This window comes from Nocardia jiangsuensis (assembly GCF_042650385.1).
Taxonomy (GTDB): Bacteria; Actinomycetota; Actinomycetes; order Mycobacteriales; family Mycobacteriaceae; genus Nocardia; species Nocardia jiangsuensis.
In genome coordinates this window covers 95361-111557 of the sequence record NZ_JBHSAX010000014.1, presented here as the reverse complement: position 1 = coordinate 111557, position 16197 = coordinate 95361, and the positions used below count along the sequence as shown (strand labels likewise).

20 protein-coding genes are annotated in these 16197 nt (G+C 72.3%); 12 read left to right on the top strand and 8 right to left on the bottom strand.

The features are described 5' to 3' along the window. Positions 1-250: 250 nt before the first annotated feature. The 5 genes from ACFO0B_RS14750 to ACFO0B_RS14730 all read left to right on the top strand — a co-directional run bounded on the left by ACFO0B_RS14750 (position 251) and on the right by ACFO0B_RS14730 (position 4158). Positions 251-1504, top strand: a complete 1254-nt coding sequence (locus ACFO0B_RS14750) for a DUF445 domain-containing protein (RefSeq protein ID WP_378613808.1) — start codon at positions 251-253, stop codon at positions 1502-1504. An 83-nt stretch (positions 1505-1587) separates the two neighbouring features. Then, positions 1588-2067, top strand: a complete 480-nt coding sequence (locus ACFO0B_RS14745; RefSeq protein WP_378612990.1) for a helix-turn-helix domain-containing protein — start codon at positions 1588-1590, stop codon at positions 2065-2067. Further along, positions 2064-2717, top strand: a complete 654-nt coding sequence (locus tag ACFO0B_RS14740) for a heparin-binding hemagglutinin (protein ID WP_378612989.1) — start codon at positions 2064-2066, stop codon at positions 2715-2717. Before ACFO0B_RS14745 ends, ACFO0B_RS14740 begins: the two co-directional genes overlap by 4 nt. A 58-nt stretch (positions 2718-2775) precedes the next feature. Next, positions 2776-3081: a DUF2516 family protein gene (locus tag ACFO0B_RS14735; protein ID WP_233020747.1), complete on the top strand. Its 306-nt coding sequence runs from the start codon at positions 2776-2778 to the stop codon at positions 3079-3081. A gap of 69 nt (positions 3082-3150) precedes the next feature. Beyond that, positions 3151-4158 carry an alpha/beta fold hydrolase gene (locus tag ACFO0B_RS14730; protein ID WP_378612988.1) on the top strand — a complete coding sequence of 336 codons (1008 nt, stop codon included), beginning with the start codon at positions 3151-3153 and terminating at the stop codon, positions 4156-4158. Here the strand turns inward: ACFO0B_RS14730 and purU are convergent. Continuing rightward, positions 4155-5036: a formyltetrahydrofolate deformylase gene (purU, locus tag ACFO0B_RS14725; RefSeq protein ID WP_233020745.1), complete on the bottom strand. Its 882-nt coding sequence runs from the start codon at positions 5034-5036 to the stop codon at positions 4155-4157. The two genes, ACFO0B_RS14730 and purU, sit on opposite strands and share 4 nt — an antisense overlap. 23 nt (positions 5037-5059) lie before the next feature. After that, entirely contained in the window at positions 5060-5584 is a 525-nt protein-coding gene (locus ACFO0B_RS14720; RefSeq protein ID WP_378613807.1) for a GNAT family N-acetyltransferase, read from the bottom strand. A 71-nt stretch (positions 5585-5655) separates the two neighbouring features. Between ACFO0B_RS14720 and deoC the strand changes: the two genes are divergently transcribed. Further along, a complete protein-coding gene (gene deoC, locus ACFO0B_RS14715) occupies positions 5656-6324 on the top strand; it encodes a deoxyribose-phosphate aldolase (protein WP_378612987.1) in 669 nt (222 codons plus the stop codon). A 2-nt stretch (positions 6325-6326) separates the two neighbouring features. On the opposite strand, the gene ACFO0B_RS14710 is transcribed toward deoC, so the two are convergent. Beyond that, a complete protein-coding gene (locus ACFO0B_RS14710; protein ID WP_378612986.1) occupies positions 6327-7058 on the bottom strand; it encodes an LmeA family phospholipid-binding protein in 732 nt (243 codons plus the stop codon). 132 nt (positions 7059-7190) lie between these two features. On the opposite strand from ACFO0B_RS14710, the gene ACFO0B_RS14705 reads away from it, so the two are divergent. Further along, complete coding sequence (locus ACFO0B_RS14705; protein ID WP_378612985.1) at positions 7191-7787, top strand: hypothetical protein; 597 nt, start codon at positions 7191-7193, stop codon at positions 7785-7787. Between the two features lie 9 nt (positions 7788-7796). Here ACFO0B_RS14705 and ACFO0B_RS14700 read toward each other — a convergent pair whose 3' ends face one another. The 3 genes from ACFO0B_RS14700 to ACFO0B_RS14690 all read right to left on the bottom strand — a co-directional run bounded on the left by ACFO0B_RS14700 (position 7797) and on the right by ACFO0B_RS14690 (position 9676). Then, positions 7797-8600, bottom strand: a complete 804-nt coding sequence (locus tag ACFO0B_RS14700) for a class I SAM-dependent methyltransferase (protein ID WP_378612984.1) — start codon at positions 8598-8600, stop codon at positions 7797-7799. Further along, positions 8570-9088, bottom strand: coding sequence for a DUF2505 domain-containing protein (locus ACFO0B_RS14695; RefSeq protein ID WP_378612983.1), 519 nt, complete (start codon positions 9086-9088; stop codon positions 8570-8572). The genes ACFO0B_RS14700 and ACFO0B_RS14695 overlap by 31 nt, the downstream gene beginning before the upstream one ends. 102 nt (positions 9089-9190) lie before the next feature. After that, the gene (locus ACFO0B_RS14690; protein ID WP_378612982.1) at positions 9191-9676 is read right to left on the bottom strand and encodes a DUF2505 domain-containing protein; all 486 of its coding nucleotides are present in this window, start codon (positions 9674-9676) and stop codon (positions 9191-9193) included. A gap of 40 nt (positions 9677-9716) precedes the next feature. On the opposite strand from ACFO0B_RS14690, the gene ACFO0B_RS14685 reads away from it, so the two are divergent. Then, positions 9717-10808 (top strand): UDP-N-acetylmuramate dehydrogenase, encoded by a 1092-nt coding sequence (locus ACFO0B_RS14685; protein ID WP_378613806.1) that lies wholly within the window; start codon positions 9717-9719, stop codon positions 10806-10808. Between the two features lie 77 nt (positions 10809-10885). Continuing rightward, complete coding sequence (locus ACFO0B_RS14680) at positions 10886-12037, top strand: L,D-transpeptidase (protein ID WP_449289792.1); 1152 nt, start codon at positions 10886-10888, stop codon at positions 12035-12037. On the opposite strand, the gene mscL is transcribed toward ACFO0B_RS14680, so the two are convergent. Next, the gene (gene mscL / locus ACFO0B_RS14675) at positions 12034-12516 is read right to left on the bottom strand and encodes a large conductance mechanosensitive channel protein MscL (protein ID WP_378612980.1); all 483 of its coding nucleotides are present in this window, start codon (positions 12514-12516) and stop codon (positions 12034-12036) included. The genes ACFO0B_RS14680 and mscL overlap by 4 nt on opposite strands. Before the next feature lie 73 nt (positions 12517-12589). Beyond that, a complete protein-coding gene (locus ACFO0B_RS14670; RefSeq protein WP_378612979.1) occupies positions 12590-13324 on the bottom strand; it encodes an SDR family NAD(P)-dependent oxidoreductase in 735 nt (244 codons plus the stop codon). Between the two features lie 89 nt (positions 13325-13413). On the opposite strand from ACFO0B_RS14670, the gene ACFO0B_RS14665 reads away from it, so the two are divergent. The 3 genes from ACFO0B_RS14665 to ACFO0B_RS14655 are packed head-to-tail and all read left to right on the top strand — an operon-like array spanning position 13414 to position 16196. Next, positions 13414-14235, top strand: a complete 822-nt coding sequence (locus ACFO0B_RS14665; RefSeq protein WP_378612978.1) for an alpha/beta fold hydrolase — start codon at positions 13414-13416, stop codon at positions 14233-14235. A 54-nt stretch (positions 14236-14289) separates the two neighbouring features. After that, positions 14290-15705: a D-inositol-3-phosphate glycosyltransferase gene (gene mshA / locus ACFO0B_RS14660; RefSeq protein ID WP_378612977.1), complete on the top strand. Its 1416-nt coding sequence runs from the start codon at positions 14290-14292 to the stop codon at positions 15703-15705. Then, positions 15702-16196: a type III secretion system chaperone family protein gene (locus tag ACFO0B_RS14655; protein WP_378612976.1), complete on the top strand. Its 495-nt coding sequence runs from the start codon at positions 15702-15704 to the stop codon at positions 16194-16196. The genes mshA and ACFO0B_RS14655 overlap by 4 nt, the downstream gene beginning before the upstream one ends. Position 16197: the final 1 nt, after the last annotated feature.

Below are 16197 nucleotides of genomic sequence, written 5' to 3'. Positions count from 1 at the left end.
CGACGAGGTCTTCGGTGGACAGCGTGACTCCTCGGTCGTGTTGTCGGATGCTCTCGGTGCCGGTGCGGGCTCCAGCCTAGTTCCCGGCGCGCGGGATAGGGGGGAATAGCCGCCGATGCGGCCGGTAACACATATCTGGGCACTTCCGCCCCGGGATGGACAGAATGGACACATGCACACAGATCCCGGCACCGCCGCCGTGCTCGCACCGGCCGGCCGTAAGCCCGCGCCCCCGGGACTCGCCGGCCTCATGGACGAGGAGGCCAAGAAGCGCGACCTGCGCCGGATGAAGGTCTTCGCGAGCGGCCTGCTGGTGCTGGCCACCGTGATCTATCTGTTCTGCCGCTGGCTGGAGTCGCGCGGCGGGGTCGCCCCCTGGGTCGGCTACGTGCGCGCCGCCTCCGAGGCGGGCATGGTCGGCGCGCTGGCCGACTGGTTCGCGGTGACGGCGCTCTTCCGGCACCCGCTCGGGCTGCCGATCCCGCACACCGCCATCATCAGGAAGAAGAAGGACCAGCTCGGGGCCAGCCTCGGCAGCTTCGTCGGCACCAACTTCCTCGCTCCAGAGGTGGTGTCGGCCCGGTTGGCGTCGGCGCAGGTCTCGCTGCGGGTCGGGCGCTGGATGGCGACGCCGGAGAACGCCGCGCGGGTCGCGCAGGAGAGCTCGACGCTGCTGCGCGCGGTGGTCGGGGCGCTGCGCGACTCCGATGTCGAGCAGATCATCGACAACACCATCGTCAAGCGGATCGCCGAGCCGCAGTGGGGGCCGCCGATCGGGCGGGTGCTCGCCGAGCTGCTCGCGGACAACCGGCAGCTGGCGCTGCTCGACCTGCTGGCCGAGCGCGCGCACCAGTGGGCGCTCGGCAGCCAGGAGACGATCGACCGGATCGTGCACCGGGACGCGCCGCAGTGGGCGCCGAAGTTCGCCAACGTCATGCTCGCCGAGCGCATCTACCGCGAGCTGGTCGAGTTCACCTGGAAGGTGCGCTCGGACCCGCAGCACGAGGTGCGGCTCGCGGCGAACAAGTTCCTGGAGGAGTTCGCGCACGACCTGCAGCACGACGCGGCCATGATCGCCAAGGCCGAGCGGATCAAGAGCCAGGTCATGGGGCGGGCCGAGATCACCGGCATGGCCGAGGCCACCTGGCGCGCGGCCAAGCGGCTGATCCTGGAATCCGCCGACGACCCGGACAGCACGCTGCGCCGCAAGGTGGACGAGAACGTGCGCAGGCTGGGCGAGCGGCTGCGCGACGACGAGGGGATGCGCGGCCGGGTGGACGGCTGGATCGACCGCGGCGCGCGCTATCTGGTCGGCAACTACGCGGCCGAGATCTCCACCCTGGTCACCGATACCGTCGCCCGCTGGGACGCGGACGAGGCGAGCAAGAAGATCGAGCTGCAGGTAGGCCGTGACCTGCAGTTCATCCGGATCAACGGCACGGTGGTCGGCTCGCTCGCCGGGCTCGCGATCTACACGGTGTCGCATCTGATGTTCGGCGGTTGAGTTCGCAACTGCTAGCAGAGTGCTTGCAAGAGCTAGCACTTTTCCCTACACTCGTGTGTGTACAACCCACCGGAAGGTGAGTGATGGCAGAAGACCCCGACATGTCCGGAGCCGGCGAGAAAACGGCGCGCGTCGTCCACGCGGCGCAGGACATCGGAGGTTTCATCCGGTCGCAGCGGGAATCCGCGCAGGTCTCGCTGCGACAGCTCGCCGCTCTGGCCGGGGTGAGCAATCCGTATCTCAGCCAGATCGAGCGCGGGCTGCGCAACCCCTCCGCCGAGGTGCTCGCGCAGATCGCCAAGGCGCTGCGGGTGTCCTCGGAGGTGTTGTACGTACGGGCCGGCTTTCTCGAGCAACGGCCACACGGTCCGATCCGGGACGCCCTGCTGGCCGACACCACGATCAGTGAGCGGCAGAAGCAGGTGCTCCTCGATATCTACGAGTCGTTCCGCCGGGAGAACGGCGGCGGCTCGGGGACCGGCCGGGACGACGACGTTCCACGCACGCATACCGATGGCCTGCCCGATCAGGCCCAACGGAGCCAGGAGAGCGAAACACCATGACCGAGAAGAACGCCACCGTGACCAAGACCGTCTTCGCCACCGTCGGCGCCGGTGACGCCGTCTACACCGCCGTGCTCGACGCCGTCGGCCAGGTGCGCGAGCGCGCCGTCGCCACCGACGTGCAGACCCGGGTCGACGAGGCCCGCGAGCGGCTCACCAGGACAGAGGTGCAGGCGCAGTTCGACTCGCTGCGCGAGCGGCTGTCCGGGCTGCCGTCCGAGCTGCCGGAGGATCTGGCCGCGCTGCGCGAGAAGTTCACCCCGGAGGAGCTGCGCCGGATCGCCGAGCAGTACTACCGCCAGGCGCTCGACATCTACGCCGACCTCGCCTCGCGCGGCGAGGAGACCGTCGACCGGCTGCGCGCCAACCAGGTCGTCGACGAGCGGATCCAGCGCGTCGAGACCATCTACAACGACACCGTGAAGAGCGCCGAGGGCGTCGTCGGCCGGGTGAGCGACCTGCTCGGCAGGCAGGCAAGGGCCGCCGAGGAGAAGGCGGCCGAGGTCGTCGACGCCGCACCGGTGGTCGAGGCCGAGGTGGTCTCCGTCGCCACCGACGTCGCCCCGACCGAGGGCCAGGCCGCCGCGCCGAAGCCGGCGCCGGTCAAGAAGCCCGCCCCGCGCAAGAAGGCCACCACCGAAGGGGCCTGATCCCGACAGCGCCACCGAGCCCCCGCGTCCTGTCTGGGCGCGGGGGCGCACCCCTATCATGGGTGGCGTGAACACGGTGAACGGAATGACCGGGATCATCATGCTCGTGCTCTGGGCGCTCGCGTTCGGGGCGACGGCATTCGCGTTGATCCACGCCCTGCGCCAGCGTTCCGATGCCTTCACGGCGGTCGACAAGCTCACCAAGCCGATCTGGTCCGGGATCCTGGCGGTCGCGCTGCTGCTCCTGCTGCTCTCGTTCGGCGGGCTCGGGCTGCTCGCCTTCATCTCGATCATCGCCACCGGCATCTACCTGGCCGACGTCCGCCCGAAGGTGGACGAGGTGCAGCGCGGGCCGCGCTGGTAGCACCCGCCGGGCTGGCTCCACCACCCCTTCGGAGTTACTGTAAGTAGCAGTAACACGAAGGAGTGTCCGATGCGCGCGAAGAAGCTGCGCAGGATGGCCGGGTACCGAGCGGGGCTGCGCTCCCGCACCTACGCCACCGCCCTGCTGAACCGCCCGACCGCCCCGCGCCGCACGCTCGAGGTGCGGGCGGCGGACGGCACCAGGCTGCGGGTGTACGCCTACGGCCCGGAGGACGCGAAGCCCGTGGTGCTGATCCACGGCTGGACCTGCGCCATCGAGTATTGGAACGCGCAGATCAACACCTTCGCCGGCGAGTACCGGGTGATCGCCTACGACCAGCGCGGCCACGGCGGCAGCGAACTCGGCCGCGGCAAGCTCTCCATGGACGTGCTCGCCGACGACCTGGTCGCGGTGCTGGATGCCGCGCTCGCGCCCGGCGAGCGCGCGGTGCTGGTCGGGCACAGCCTGGGCGGGATGACGGTGCAGGCCTGGGCCGCGCGCTACCCGGAGCGGGTGCGCGAGCAGGCGCGCGCGGTGCTGCTCACCAACACCGCCTCCGGCCGGCTGGTCGCCGAGACCACGGTGCTGCCCTGGTTCAACCGGACCGCGCGCTTCCTGCGCCGCAAGCTGGCGCTGCCGCTGGTGGTAGGCAGGCTCGGGCTCGGGCTGCCGATCCTCTTCCCGCCGGTCGCGCCGATCCGCTGGCTCTTCGCCCGCGGCATCATGCACCCGAGCTCGACCCGGGAGCTGCTCGACTACAGCATGGGCGTGGTGCGCTCCTGCCCGTCGCTGGTGCGCGCCAAGTTCGGGCTGCTGCTGGCCGAGATGGACCTCGGCGACGCGGCGCGGCACCTCTCGGTGCCGACCACGGTGCTGGCGGGGGAGTTCGACCACCTGACCCCGCGCGTGCACGCCGATCGGATCGCCGAGTTGCTCCGCGAGTCGGGCAATCTGGAGCGCCAAGCCGTGCTTCCCACCGGCCACCTCGGCAATGTCGAGGCCTACCCGCAGTTCAACGAGGAGCTGGCCCGGGTGCTCGTCGCCGCGGGCGACGAGCGGATGCCCGCCGCCGGCTAGGAGAAGACCACCGTCCGGCGGCCGTGCACCAGCACCCGGCCCTCCAGGTGCCAGCGCAGCCCGCGGGCCAGCACGACGCGCTCGATGTCGCGGCCCTGCCGCACCATGTCGCGCACCTCGTCGGCGTGGTCGATCCGGGTGACGTCCTGCTCGATGATCGGCCCGGCGTCCAGCTCGGCGGTGACGTAGTGGCAGGTCGCGCCGATCAGCTTCACCCCGCGCGCGAACGCCTGGTGGTACGGCCGCGCGCCGACGAAGGAGGGGAGGAAGCTGTGGTGGATGTTGATCGCCCGCCCGGCCCAGTGCTGGCACAGGTGCGCGGGGAGCACCTGCATGAAGCGGGCGAGGACGACGGCGTGCGGGTCGTGTTCGTCGACCAGCTCGCGCACCCTGGCGAAGGCGGGGCCGCGCTCGGCCGGGTCCTTGGGGAAGGGGACGTGGTGGAAGCGCACGCCGTGCGCCTCGGTGATCCCGGCCAGGTCGGGGTGGTTGCCGATCACCGCCTCGATGGTGGCAGGCAGCTCGCCGCTGGTGGCCCGGCCGAGCAGGTCGTGCAGGCAGTGCGCGTCCCTGCTGACCAGCAGCACCGCCCGACGGCGCTCGCCGGTGTCGTGCAGCTGCCACTCGGTGCCGGGCCCGAAGTCGGCCGCCACCCCGGCGAACCGGTCGCGCAGCTCGGCGAGCTCGAACGGGACGGTCCCGGCCGCGATGGCCTGCCTGGTGAAGAACCAGGCGTTGTCCGGGTCGGAGTAGTAGCCCGCCTCCACGATGGAGCCGCCGAACTCGGCGATGAACGAGGTGATCCTGGCGATGATGCCCGGGCGGTCCGGGCAGCCGAGGGTCAGCACGAAGCGTCGGTCGTTCGGGGCGGAGGTCATCCGCCCATCCTTGCAAACCGGGCTCAGAGCTCGTAGAACGCGTCGGCGTAGCGGAATTCCCCCGCGATCCGGCTGTCGAAGGCGGTGAGCGGGCGTACCTGGAGGTGCGACGCCCACTCCGTCCGGTCCGGCGCGATGCCGTACCGGGCGGCCGGGGCGAAGCCGAACCGCGGGTAGTAGTCCAGGCTGCCGAGCAGCCCGACCAGCGGTTCGTCCAGCGCGTCCGCCGCGCCGAGCGCCGCATGGACCAGCGCGCCGCCGATGCCGTCCCGCTGCCGCTCCCGCAGTACTCCGAGCGGGCCGAGCGCGAGCACCGGGAAGGGGCCGACCGCTGCCCTGGTCAGGCAGACGTGCCCGACGACGGTGCCGTGCTCCTCCGCGACCAGCGAGAGCGTCGGGATCCAGGCGTCGCCGCCGCGCAGCGCGCCGACCAGCCCGACCTCGGCCGGGTCGGCGGCGGCCCGCCCGGTATCGCGTTCGGCGAACGCGCTCCGATGCACGGCGGCGATATCGGCGATGTCGTCAGCGTGTTCGCGGCGGATCAGCACCATTCGAGTCTCCCCTCGAGCGGCCGAGGCCCGCAATGCAATTCGCCGCCCGTGTGCCAGACTTTCACCTCATGGCAGAACCCGCGTGGCCGAGCCGGGCCGAAGTCGCCGCCGTCATCGACCACACGCTGCTCGTCCCCGAGGCGACGCAGGCCGGGGTCACCGCGCTGATCGCCGAGGCGCGCGAGCTCGGGGTGCCGGCGATCTGCGTCTCGCCGGCCATGCTGCCGGTGCGGGCGCGGGGGCTGGTGGTCGCGACCGTCGCGGGCTTTCCCTCCGGCAAGCACCACTCGCTGGTCAAGGGGGCCGAGGGGCGCCTCGCGGTGGAGCAGGGCGCGGACGAGGTGGACATGGTGATCGACCTCGGCGCCGCCGTCGCGGGCGACTACGCCGCGGTGCTCGCCGACATCGTCACGGTGCGCGAGGCGGTCGGCGAGCGGACGGTGCTCAAGGTGATCATCGAATCCGCCGCGCTGCGCGACGATGCCATCGTGGAGGTGTGCCTGGCCGCCGAGCGGGCGGGCGCGAACTTCGTCAAGACCTCCACCGGCTTCCACCCGGCGGGCGGGGCGAGCGTGGCCGCGGTGCGGCTGATGGCCGAGACCGTGGGCGGACGGCTCGGGGTGAAGGCGAGCGGCGGCATCCGCACGGCGGCGGCCGCGGCGGAGTTGCTCGCCGCGGGCGCCACCCGGCTCGGCCTCTCCGGCTCGCGCGCGGTGCTGGACGGGTTTCCGGACTGAGCTCAGCAGCGGACCTCCTGGTTGCTGTTCGCGGCGTTCGTGTCCAGGTCGAAGTGGCCGCCGGTGAGGTGCACGTCGATCCCGCTGTCGGTGACGTCGATCCGATCGGCCCGCATGCCGATCGGGAAGGCCTGCAGGCTCTGCGTGAACAGGTCGACGATGCCCTGCACCAGGTCGGTGGGGAGCCCGATGCCGAGGAACTGGGCGGCGGTGGTGTCGACGACGACCTTGTCGGAGCGCACCTGCGGGCGCACCTCGAGCTGGGCCAGCCCGCCGAGCACGTCCATGGTGACGGTGCCGCTGCTCGCCGAGGACTTCACCCCGGTCACCATGCCGGCGAGGGTCTGCGCGATGCCCTCGTTGCTCCAGGTGACCTCGGCCGAGGAGGCGCCGACGCTGCCGCCGCCGTCGTCGTTCAGGACGACGTCGGTGAAGGTCGCGTGCACGACCATGCCCTCGGCCGGGCCGAAGCGGTTGTCGTTGCTGTCCACCGTCACCTCGGGCACCTTGCCGTCGATGTAGGTGAGCAGCAGGGGCTTCGGGCCGAAGGAGACGTCGATGGTCGAGCCCATCTCCCGCTCGAACTGGGAACTGATGCATCGCGAGACCTGGTGCCGCGCGTAGGCCTCGGTGCCGACGATGGCGCTGCCGAGCAGTAGAACGACCACGACGAGGGCGATCACCAGCGGACGCCGCCGGTCGGTGCGCCGGGCGAGGGACGGTGCTGTGCTCATGGCGCTCGATTCTTCCGCACAAGTCTGAGCCGGTTCTGTGGACATGGTGAAGGCTCTGCCAAGGTCCGCCGGTTGGGACGGATCCGGGCGGAATGTGACATGCGGCACAGCCTTACGGCGTAATCTCGGAGCATGGCGGGCAACGATGCGAGCCGCCGCTTGCACGGCTGGGCGGAACTGCACGAACTGGCGGCGCGGCACGCCGGGTTCTTCACGGCGCGTCAGGTGATGCGCGCGGGATGTGAGGCGCGGGTGCGCGCCGGGCTGGAGGACGGCTCGATAGCGCGGGCCGCCATGGGCATGCTGCGGATCGCCGGGTCACCGGTCGGGCCGCTGGACGAGTACGCGATGTGGGCGGCGTGGTTCGACGACGAGGTGGCGGTCTCGCACCAGAGCGCCGCCGACCTGCACGGCCTCGGGCGGCTGCGGCCCCGGTTCCTGCACCTCTCGGTCCCCGCCGGGCGGCCGCCGGTGACGCCGCGGGTCGTCGTGCTGCGCCGGGCGCTGACCGGCGCCGAGGTGGAGTCGGCCGGGCCGTTCCTGGTGACGACGCCGGTGCGTACCGTGCTCGACCTCGCCGAGGGCGATATCGCGCAGGTCGCGCTGGACGAGGTGGTGGCGGACGCCGTCGCCATCGGCCGGTGCGCGGCGGGGGAGATCCGCGCCGCGGGCGTCGGGCTCGCGCCGCGCGCCGCCGCCCGGGTGCACCGGGCGCTCGCGGCGGTGTAGGCGCGCTGCTCAGCGTGCGGGCGCGACGTGTGCCCAGGGGACGCTCAGGACGCAGTCGCGCATGCGGCGCCGGAAGATCCGCAGCGGGATACCCTGCGCGGCAAGCGCTTCGGCGGCGACCCGCCAGCGGAACCGCGGCCCGAAGGTGGCCACCGGCGCGGCCTGCGCCCAGGCGCGGTCGGCGGCGGTGAGCAGCGCGTGGATCGGCTCGCCCGGCACATTGCGGTGGATGAGCGCCTTCGGCAGCCGCTCCGCGATGTCGGACGGCCGCTCGACGGTGAACGGATCCCAGGCCAGGGCGAGCGTCAGCGGCCCGGTGCGGTCGAGCAGGATCCAGGCGCAGCGCCTGCCCAGCTCGTCGCAGGTGCCGTCGACCAGCAGCCCGTCCGGCGCCAGATTCCCGAGCACGGTCGCCCACGCCTCCGGGACGGCCGACTCCGGGTACTGGCGCAGCACGTTGAAGGCGCGCACCAGGGTCGGCCGCAGCCCGGCCAGCTCGAACCCGCCGCGCGCGAAGCTCACCCCGTCGCGGCCGGGCACCACCCGCTCCGGGTCGATCTCGAGCCCGGTCACCCGGAGGTCGGGGCGCACCGCGCGCAGCCGGGCAGCGAGCTCCAGCGTGGTCCACGGCTGCGCGCCGTAGCCGAGATCGACGACCAGCGGGTCGGCGGCGTCCAGCAGCCGGGCGCGGATCAGTGGGTCGGCCACCAGCTGCCGGTCACTGCGGCGCAGCCGGTTGACCCCGGTGGTGCCGCGGGTGACGGTGCCGACCGGCCGCCGGCTCAGCGCGCCGGCGTTCCCGCTTCCAGCCACTTCAGCGTCTCTTCGGCTTCGGCGCGGAACAGGTCGACCAGGTTCACCAGGATCAGCTGCTCCAGCCGCGGCCCGACCATGGGGATGAAGACCTTGGCCTCGGAGGAGTAGCGGATGGTGCTGCCGGTCTCGGTCGGGAAGAGCCGGATGGTGCCGTTCAGGCTGCCCGGCCCGGCCGGGATCGAGGCCGAGTACTTGCCGTGCACCTCGTCCTCGCGGAAGGGGCCCCAGCTCTCCTTGCGGGTGATCACCATGTCCTTGCGGAGCACGGTCTGCGCCATCTCCGGCAGCATCTCGCGCGGGATGATGTGCTCGAGCACGACCTCGATGCCCGTCTCCGCGGAATCCACGCTGACCACGTGGTTGGGTGAGTACTTCCGCATCTCCTCGACCCTGGCCTCCCAGTAGTCGCGGGTCGACAGCGCCGCGTACAGCTCCTGGGTGGTGTGCAGCGGGTAGCGAGCGGAGTAGTCGAGTCGGCGAGCCATGAGCCGACACGTTACCGGTGCCCGCGGGGCACACCACACACGGCGGGCGATGTGGGGAACGCCCACAATTCACCCGCGCGCGGCGTGGTGCCGCGCCCCAGCTCAGTGCTGCGCGATCCAGGTGTTGGTGAACTCGGCTTCGTTGCCGAGCAGCTCGACCAGCCGCTCCGCGATGGCCGCCTCGATCTTCCCGCCGAAGAGCGGAACCTTGACCTCGATGCTGCCGGTGATGGTCGCGACCGAGCCGGACCCGTCGGCGGCGAGCGCGATGCTGCCGCGCACCTCGGCGGGGGCGCCTTCGACCTTGGCGGTGAAGGTCCCGGTGTCGCCGGTCCACTCCTCGACCCGCGGGATGATCAGGTCGCCGGGGCGCACCGCGGTGATCGCGGCGGGCAGCAGCTCGGCGGCGATGGCCTGCACCAGCTCCGCGTGCACCCGGTCGCCATCGATGGTGATCCGATCCAGCCTGGCGTTCGGCCCGCCGACCTCGGCGATCCGGTCCTTCCAGTACTGCTCGTCGGCGATCGCCGCGCGCACGGCCGCGGCCGAATGGGAGTAGCGGGCGGTGTACGCCAGGGGGGTCGCCATGGTCGGACACGCTACCGTCTGCAGCGTGCGATCTACTCGGGTGGTCTCCTCGGACGAGGTGCGCGAACTGCTGGCCGATTCCGGTGCCGAAGTGCGCCCCGACGTGCCGCTGGCCGGGCTGACGACGCTCCGCGTCGGCGGCCCGGCGACCGTGGCCGAATGTGCCGATGAGGCGGCCCTCGTCCGCACCGTCGGCGCGCTGGACGCGGCCGAGATCCCGGTGCTGCTGCTGGCGGGCGGCTCCAATCTGCTGATCGCCGACGAGGGGTTCCCGGGCGTCGTGGTGCGGATCGCGAACGCCGGGGTCGAGCTGACCGCCGACTCGGTGCTCGCCGAGGCGGGCGCGGTCTGGGACGAGGTGGTGGCGCGGACCGTCGCCGCCGGGTTCGGCGGGCTGGAGTGCCTCTCCGGCATCCCCGGCTCGGCGGGTGCGACCCCGGTGCAGAACGTCGGCGCGTACGGCGTCGAGGTGGCGGGGCCGCTGCGCCGGGTCCGGCTGCTGGATCGGGCGAGCGGTGAAGTGCGCTGGGCGGAGCCGTCGGAGCTCGGCTTGGGCTACCGGACCAGCCTGCTCAAGCACTCGGATGCCGCGGTCGTGCTCGCGGTGGAGTTCGCGCTCGACCCGACCGGCGCCAGCGCGCCGCTGCGCTTCGGGGAACTGGCCGCGGCCTTCGGCGCCCAGGAGGGCGAGACCAGGCCCGCCGCCGAGGTGCGCGACGCGGTGCTGCGGCTGCGCGCGAGCAAGGGCATGGTGCTGAACCCGGACGACCACGACACCTGGAGCGCCGGCTCCTTCTTCACCAACCCGGTGGTGCCGGAGCCCGAGGTGGAGCGGGTGCGGGCGGCGATCGCGGCCCGGGTCGGCGATGTGCGGGTGCCGGTCTACCCGGCGCCGGACGGGGTGAAGTTCTCCGCGGGCTGGCTGATCGAGCGGGCCGGGTTCGGCAGGGGCTTCCCCGGCGCCGATGCCCCGGCCCGGCTCTCCACCAAGCACACGCTGGCGCTGACCAACCGCGGCGCCGCCACCGCCGCCGACCTGGTCGCGCTGGCGCACACGGTGCGCGACGGCGTCGCCGAGCGGTTCGGGGTCCGGCTGCACCCCGAGCCGGTGACGGTCGGGGTCACCGTGTGACCGGTGCGCTCCGGCGGTAGCGCGCTGCCGCGCGTAGATTCGAGGAAGTGCGCATACGCCAGGCTTCCCGAAGGTCAGTGGCCGTGCTCGCGGCCGTCGTGTTCTCCGTGTTCGCGCTGCTGCTCGCGAGCTGCGGCTCCGGCGGCTCCGGGTCGGAGCCGGAACCGGCCGAGCCGGTCGCCCAGGTCACGCTCGACCCCGGCGCCGAGGCCACCGGCGTCAGCCCGACCGCGAAGATCTCGGTCGCGGTGCGGAACGGCACCATCGACGAGGTCGCGCTGAGCAATGCCGCGGGCAAGCAGGTCAGCGGGGTGCTGAGCGCGGACCGGCGCGAGTACACCGTCACCGAGCCGCTCGGCTACGACGCCACCTACAGCTGGACCGGCACCGCCATCGGCACCGACGGCAAGCCGGTGCCGATCGAGGGCGGGTTCAGCACGCTGGCGCCGACCGGGACCACCCCGGCCACGCTGAACATCGGCGACGGCCAGGAGGTCGGCATCGCGGCGCCGATCATCCTGAAGTTCACCGGCCCGGTGCCGGACAAGGCCGCGGCCGAGAAGGCGCTGACGGTCACCACCGACCCGCCCACCGAGGGGGCGTGGGCCTGGCTGCCGGACGACGGCGGCGCCCGCGCGCACTGGCGGCCGAAGAGCTACTGGCAGCCGGGTACGGAGGTGCACGTCGACGCGAAGCTCTACGGCGTCGCGCTCGGCGGCGGCGCGTACGGCGACGGCGACCTGACCACCGATTTCAGCATCGGCCGCAGCCAGATCGTGCAGGCCGACGCCACCACGCACCGGATCCGGGTGGTGCGCGACGGCGGCACCGTCTTCGACTTCGCCGCCAGCTACGGCGAGGGCGACGAAGCGCGCAACGTCACCCGCTCCGGGATCCACGTGGTCACCGAGAAATACGAGGACTTCCTGATGTCCAACCCGCCGTTCTACGAGAACGTGCGCGAGCGCTGGGCGGTGCGGATCTCCAACAACGGCGAGTTCATCCACGCCAACCCGGAGTCGCTGGCGGCGCAGGGCTCGGCCAATGTCACCAACGGCTGCATCAACCTCTCCCCGGAGGACGCCGCCGCCTACTTCCCGACCGCGCGCTACGGCGACCCGGTCGAGGTCACCAACACCTCGATCGCGCTCTCCGCGGCGGACGGCGACATCTACGACTGGGCCGTCGACTGGCCGACCTGGGCGTCGATGTCCGCCCTCGACGGCTAGCGGCGCGGCGAATCCTGGCCTGCGCCCCTGTCGACGGCGGCATCGGCCTCCACCTCGGCCTCGACCCGCCGGTGATCGGCCTCGTGCCGCGCCACCTCGGCGTCGCGCTGGGCGAGCAGGTCGCGGATCTCGATGAGCAGCTCGGTCTCGGTCGGCTCGGCCGCCTTCTTCGTGCCGAACCGGTTGGTCAGGTGCCGCATCGGCATGATCAGCACGAAGTAGAGCACCGCGGCGACGATCGCGAAGTTCAGGAACGCGCTGATGATCGGGCCGATCGCCACGAAGGTGGCCGGCTTGCTCGACACCAGCCGGAATCCGAGCCCGAGTTCGTCGGTGCCGCCGAAGACGGCGAGCAGCGGGTTGATCAACCCACTCGAGAACGAGGTGACGACCGCGGTGAAGGCGGTACCCATGACCACCGCGACCGCGAGATCGATGACGTTTCCCCGGAGCAGGAAATCGCGGAAACCCTTGAACACGACCGGACCACTCCCACCGTCTCGACTGCCGAACCGGTCCGATGCTAACGGTTGCGGCCCGTGCCCGCGCGGCTCAGGAGCGGCGCGCGAACCGCCCCGGCGCGGCTTGATCCCGCGGCGCGACGATGATCTGGTCCAGGTTCACGTGCGGCGGGCGGGCGGCGACGAAGCCGACGATCTCCGCGATGTCCTGCGCCACCAGCGGGTCGATCCCCTCGTACACCTTGGCCGCCTTCTCCGCGTCGCCGTCGAAGCGGACCAGCGAGAACTCGGTCTCCACCGCGCCGGGCGCGATCTCGGTGAGCCGCACCGGCTTGCCGAGCAGCTCGCCGCGCATGGTGCGGTGCAGCACCGCCTGGGCGTGCTTGGCGGAGGTGTAGCCGGAGCCGTTGTCGTAGGCGTGGAAGGCGGCGACCGAGGTGATGGTGACGATCAGGCCGTCGCCGGACTCGATGAGCTTCGGCAGCAGCGCCTTCGTGATGCGCAGCGTGCCGAGCACGTTGGTCTCCCACATCCAGCGCCAGTCGTCCAGGTCGGCCTCGGCCACGGTGGCCAGCCCCTTGGCGCCGCCCGCGTTGTTCACCAGGATCGATGCCGTCGGAATCGCGTCGGCGAAGGCGGCGACCGACTCGTCCGAGGTGACGTCGAGCTCCAGGGCGGTGCCGCCGATCTCCTCGGCGAGCCCCCGCAGCCGGTCGAGCCGGCGCGCGCCCACGTAGACGTGGTAGCCCTGAGCGGCGAGTTGCCGCGCGGTGGCCTCCCCGATTCCCGAGCTGGCTCCGGTGACGACGGCGTTCAGGCTGCTCATGGTCTCGATCGTAGGCGGGCTGCGCTCGGCACCCGGCAGGCCGGGTACGGCGAAACCGCGCTCCAGCGGCCCGGTCTAGCCTTCGGATCATGGCGATACGCGAAGTGAAGAGCGCGGACGGCACCGGCATCGTGTACCGGTCCAGCGGCCCGCCGAGCGCGCGGCCACTGGTGCTGCTGCACGGCTGGTCCGCCGATCTGCGCTGCTGGGGCGGGGCCGCCGACGATCTGGCCGAGCGCTTCCAGGTGCTCGCGGTCGACTCGCGCGGCCACGGCTACTCCGGCGCCCCGCCGAGCGGCTACGACGACCCGGCCAACTGGGCCGCCGACATCGCCGCGGTGCTCGCCGACGCCGGGATCGAGCGGGACGCGATTCTCCTGGGCTGGTCCTACGGCGGCATCGTGCTCACCGACTACCTCGCCGCGCACGGCACCGAAGCGGTGGCGGGCGCAATCTACACCGGTGCCATGGCGAACATCGGCAAGGGCGTGCCCGGCGCCGAGCCCGGCCCCGCGCTCGGCGCCGCCATGCCCGGCGTCTTCGAGGAGAGCCCGGGCCGGGCGCTGCGCGCCTTCGGCGCGTTCGGCGACGCCAACACCGGGCCGAGCCGGGAGCGCGGCGTCGACGCCCAGCGGCTCTTCGGCGCGAGCCTGGCCACCCCGCCCGCCGTGCGCAAGGCGCTGTTCTACCGGACCGTCGACAACACCGCGACGTTGCGCACGCTGGACATCCCGGTCCTGGTCCTGCACGGCACCGCCGATCCGGTGGTCCCGGTGGCCAACGGCAGGTACATCGCGGAGACCGCGCCGAAGGCGCGCGGCTCCTACTGGGAGGGCGCCAAGCACGGGCTCTTCCTGGAGGATCGGGCCCGCTGGGTGGCCGAGGTGACGGAGTTCGCCGACTCCCTGTGACCGCTCTCACCAACGCCCGAAGCGGTGGTGGCGGGTATCGGTCACCGGTGCACTATGGAGTGTGTGAGTCATTGTCCGCGTCGCATCGCCGTGCTGTCGGTCCACACGTCTCCGTTGGCCCAGCCCGGCACCGGCGATGCGGGCGGAATGAACGTCTACGTGCTGCAGACCGCGCGGGAGCTGGCCCGGCGCGGGGTCGAGGTGGAGATCTTCACCCGCGCGACGTCGTCGAACCTGCCCCCGGTCCAGGAGGCCGCGCCCGGCGTGCTCGTCCGCAATGTGGTCGCGGGCCCGTTCGAGGGGCTGGACAAGCACGACCTGCCCACCCAGCTGTGCCCGTTCACCGCCGAGGTGCTGCGCCAGGAGGCGCGGCAGGCGCCCGGCTACTACGACCTGGTGCACTCGCACTACTGGCTCTCCGGCCAGGTCGGCTGGCTGGCGCGGGACCGCTGGCGGGTGCCGCTGGTGCACACCGCGCACACCCTGGCCGCCGTGAAGAACGCCGCGCTCGCCGATGGCGACACCCCGGAGCCTGCCAGCCGGGAGATCGGCGAGAAGCAGGTCATCGCCGAGGCCGACCGGATGATCGCCAACACCGTCGAGGAGGCGCGGCAGCTCATCGAGCTCTACGGCGCCTCGCCGGACCGGGTCGACGTGGTGCCGCCCGGCGCCGACCTCACCCGCTACCACCCGGGTGACCGGGTGGCCGCCCGGCGTGAGCTCGGGCTGCCGCCCGGCGAGCGGATCGTCGCCTTCATCGGCCGGATCCAGCCGCTCAAGGCGCCGGACGTGCTGGTCCGCGCCGCCGCCGAGCTGCTCCGCCGCGACCCCGCGCGCCGGCTCCGGGTGCTCATCGTCGGCGGGCCGTCCGGCACCGGGCTGCAGCGCCCGGACGCGCTGATCGAGCTGGCCGAGGCGCTCGGCATCGGCGATCGGGTGATCTTCCTTCCCCCGCAGCCGCCGGAGCGGCTGGTACAGGTGTACCGGGCCGCCGACCTGGTCGCCGTGCCGAGCCACAACGAGTCCTTCGGCCTGGTCGCCATCGAGGCGCAGGCCAGCGGCACCCCCGTACTCGCCGCCGACGTCGGCGGGCTGAGCACCGCGGTGCGGCACGGCGAGACCGGGCTGCTCGTCCCCGGCCACCGCACCCCGGATTGGGCCGACGCGCTCGGCGCCCTGCTCGACGACGAACCCGGGCTGCGCGCCAAGGGCGCCGCCGCGGTGACGCACGCCGCGGGATTCTCCTGGGAGCACACCGCCGACGGGCTGCTGAACTGCTATGACGCCGCGCTGGACGAGTTCGGCGGGCGGCGCCGCGCGGGTGCGCGGCTGCGCGCCGAACTCGCCGCGAATGATTCCGCCCTGCCGCGGGTAGCCGGCGAGGAGGCAAGGCCCGAGCCCGTCTTCGGCGAGCCGGGGCAGGCAAGGACGCGGGCGCTGTGGCGGCGCCGGACGGGAGTGCGGCGATGACCGGAACGGCCGAGCTGATCGAGGAGACCCTGCGCGAGCGGGAGATCGAGTACACCCGCCCCGGCGACGGCACCTTCGTCGTCGTGCTCCCCGGCGAGCGCAAACTCAAGACCAACGTCATGCTCACCGTCGGCACGCACGGGCTGCGGGTGGAGAGCTTCGTCTGCCGGAAGCCGGACGAGAACTTCGAGGGCGTCTACAAATACCTGCTGCGCCGCAACCGCAGGCTCTACGCGGTGGCGTACACGCTGGACAAGGTGGGCGACATCTACCTGGTCGGCCGGATCTCCGCGCACGCTGTCACCGCCGACGAGCTGGATCGCCTCTTCGGCCAGATCCTCGAGGCGGTGGACCAGGACTTCAACACCCTGCTGGAGCTGGGCTTCGCGGAGTCCATCCGCAAGGAGTGGAAGTGGCGGGTCTCGCGCGGCGAGTCGCTGCAGAACCTGCGCGCCTTCGAGCACCTCGTGGATTCCGCCGACAGGGGCTGAG

Coding starts and splice junctions, on each gene's coding strand:
- purU (WP_233020745.1), bottom strand. CDS start 5,036: ATGACCTCCGCCCCGAACGACCGACGCTTCGTGCTGACCCTCGGCTGC.
- ACFO0B_RS14710 (WP_378612986.1), bottom strand. CDS start 7,058: ATGAGCACAGCACCGTCCCTCGCCCGGCGCACCGACCGGCGGCGTCCG.
- ACFO0B_RS14695 (WP_378612983.1), bottom strand. CDS start 9,088: ATGGCTCGCCGACTCGACTACTCCGCTCGCTACCCGCTGCACACCACC.
- ACFO0B_RS14735 (WP_233020747.1), top strand. CDS start 2,776: ATGGGTGGCGTGAACACGGTGAACGGAATGACCGGGATCATCATGCTC.
- mshA (WP_378612977.1), top strand. CDS start 14,290: ATGGAGTGTGTGAGTCATTGTCCGCGTCGCATCGCCGTGCTGTCGGTC.
- ACFO0B_RS14730 (WP_378612988.1), top strand. CDS start 3,151: ATGCGCGCGAAGAAGCTGCGCAGGATGGCCGGGTACCGAGCGGGGCTG.
- ACFO0B_RS14740 (WP_378612989.1), top strand. CDS start 2,064: ATGACCGAGAAGAACGCCACCGTGACCAAGACCGTCTTCGCCACCGTC.
- ACFO0B_RS14690 (WP_378612982.1), bottom strand. CDS start 9,676: ATGGCGACCCCCCTGGCGTACACCGCCCGCTACTCCCATTCGGCCGCG.
- deoC (WP_378612987.1), top strand. CDS start 5,656: ATGGCAGAACCCGCGTGGCCGAGCCGGGCCGAAGTCGCCGCCGTCATC.
- ACFO0B_RS14655 (WP_378612976.1), top strand. CDS start 15,702: ATGACCGGAACGGCCGAGCTGATCGAGGAGACCCTGCGCGAGCGGGAG.
- ACFO0B_RS14670 (WP_378612979.1), bottom strand. CDS start 13,324: ATGAGCAGCCTGAACGCCGTCGTCACCGGAGCCAGCTCGGGAATCGGG.
- ACFO0B_RS14745 (WP_378612990.1), top strand. CDS start 1,588: ATGGCAGAAGACCCCGACATGTCCGGAGCCGGCGAGAAAACGGCGCGC.
- ACFO0B_RS14705 (WP_378612985.1), top strand. CDS start 7,191: ATGGCGGGCAACGATGCGAGCCGCCGCTTGCACGGCTGGGCGGAACTG.
- ACFO0B_RS14665 (WP_378612978.1), top strand. CDS start 13,414: ATGGCGATACGCGAAGTGAAGAGCGCGGACGGCACCGGCATCGTGTAC.
- ACFO0B_RS14750 (WP_378613808.1), top strand. CDS start 251: ATGGACGAGGAGGCCAAGAAGCGCGACCTGCGCCGGATGAAGGTCTTC.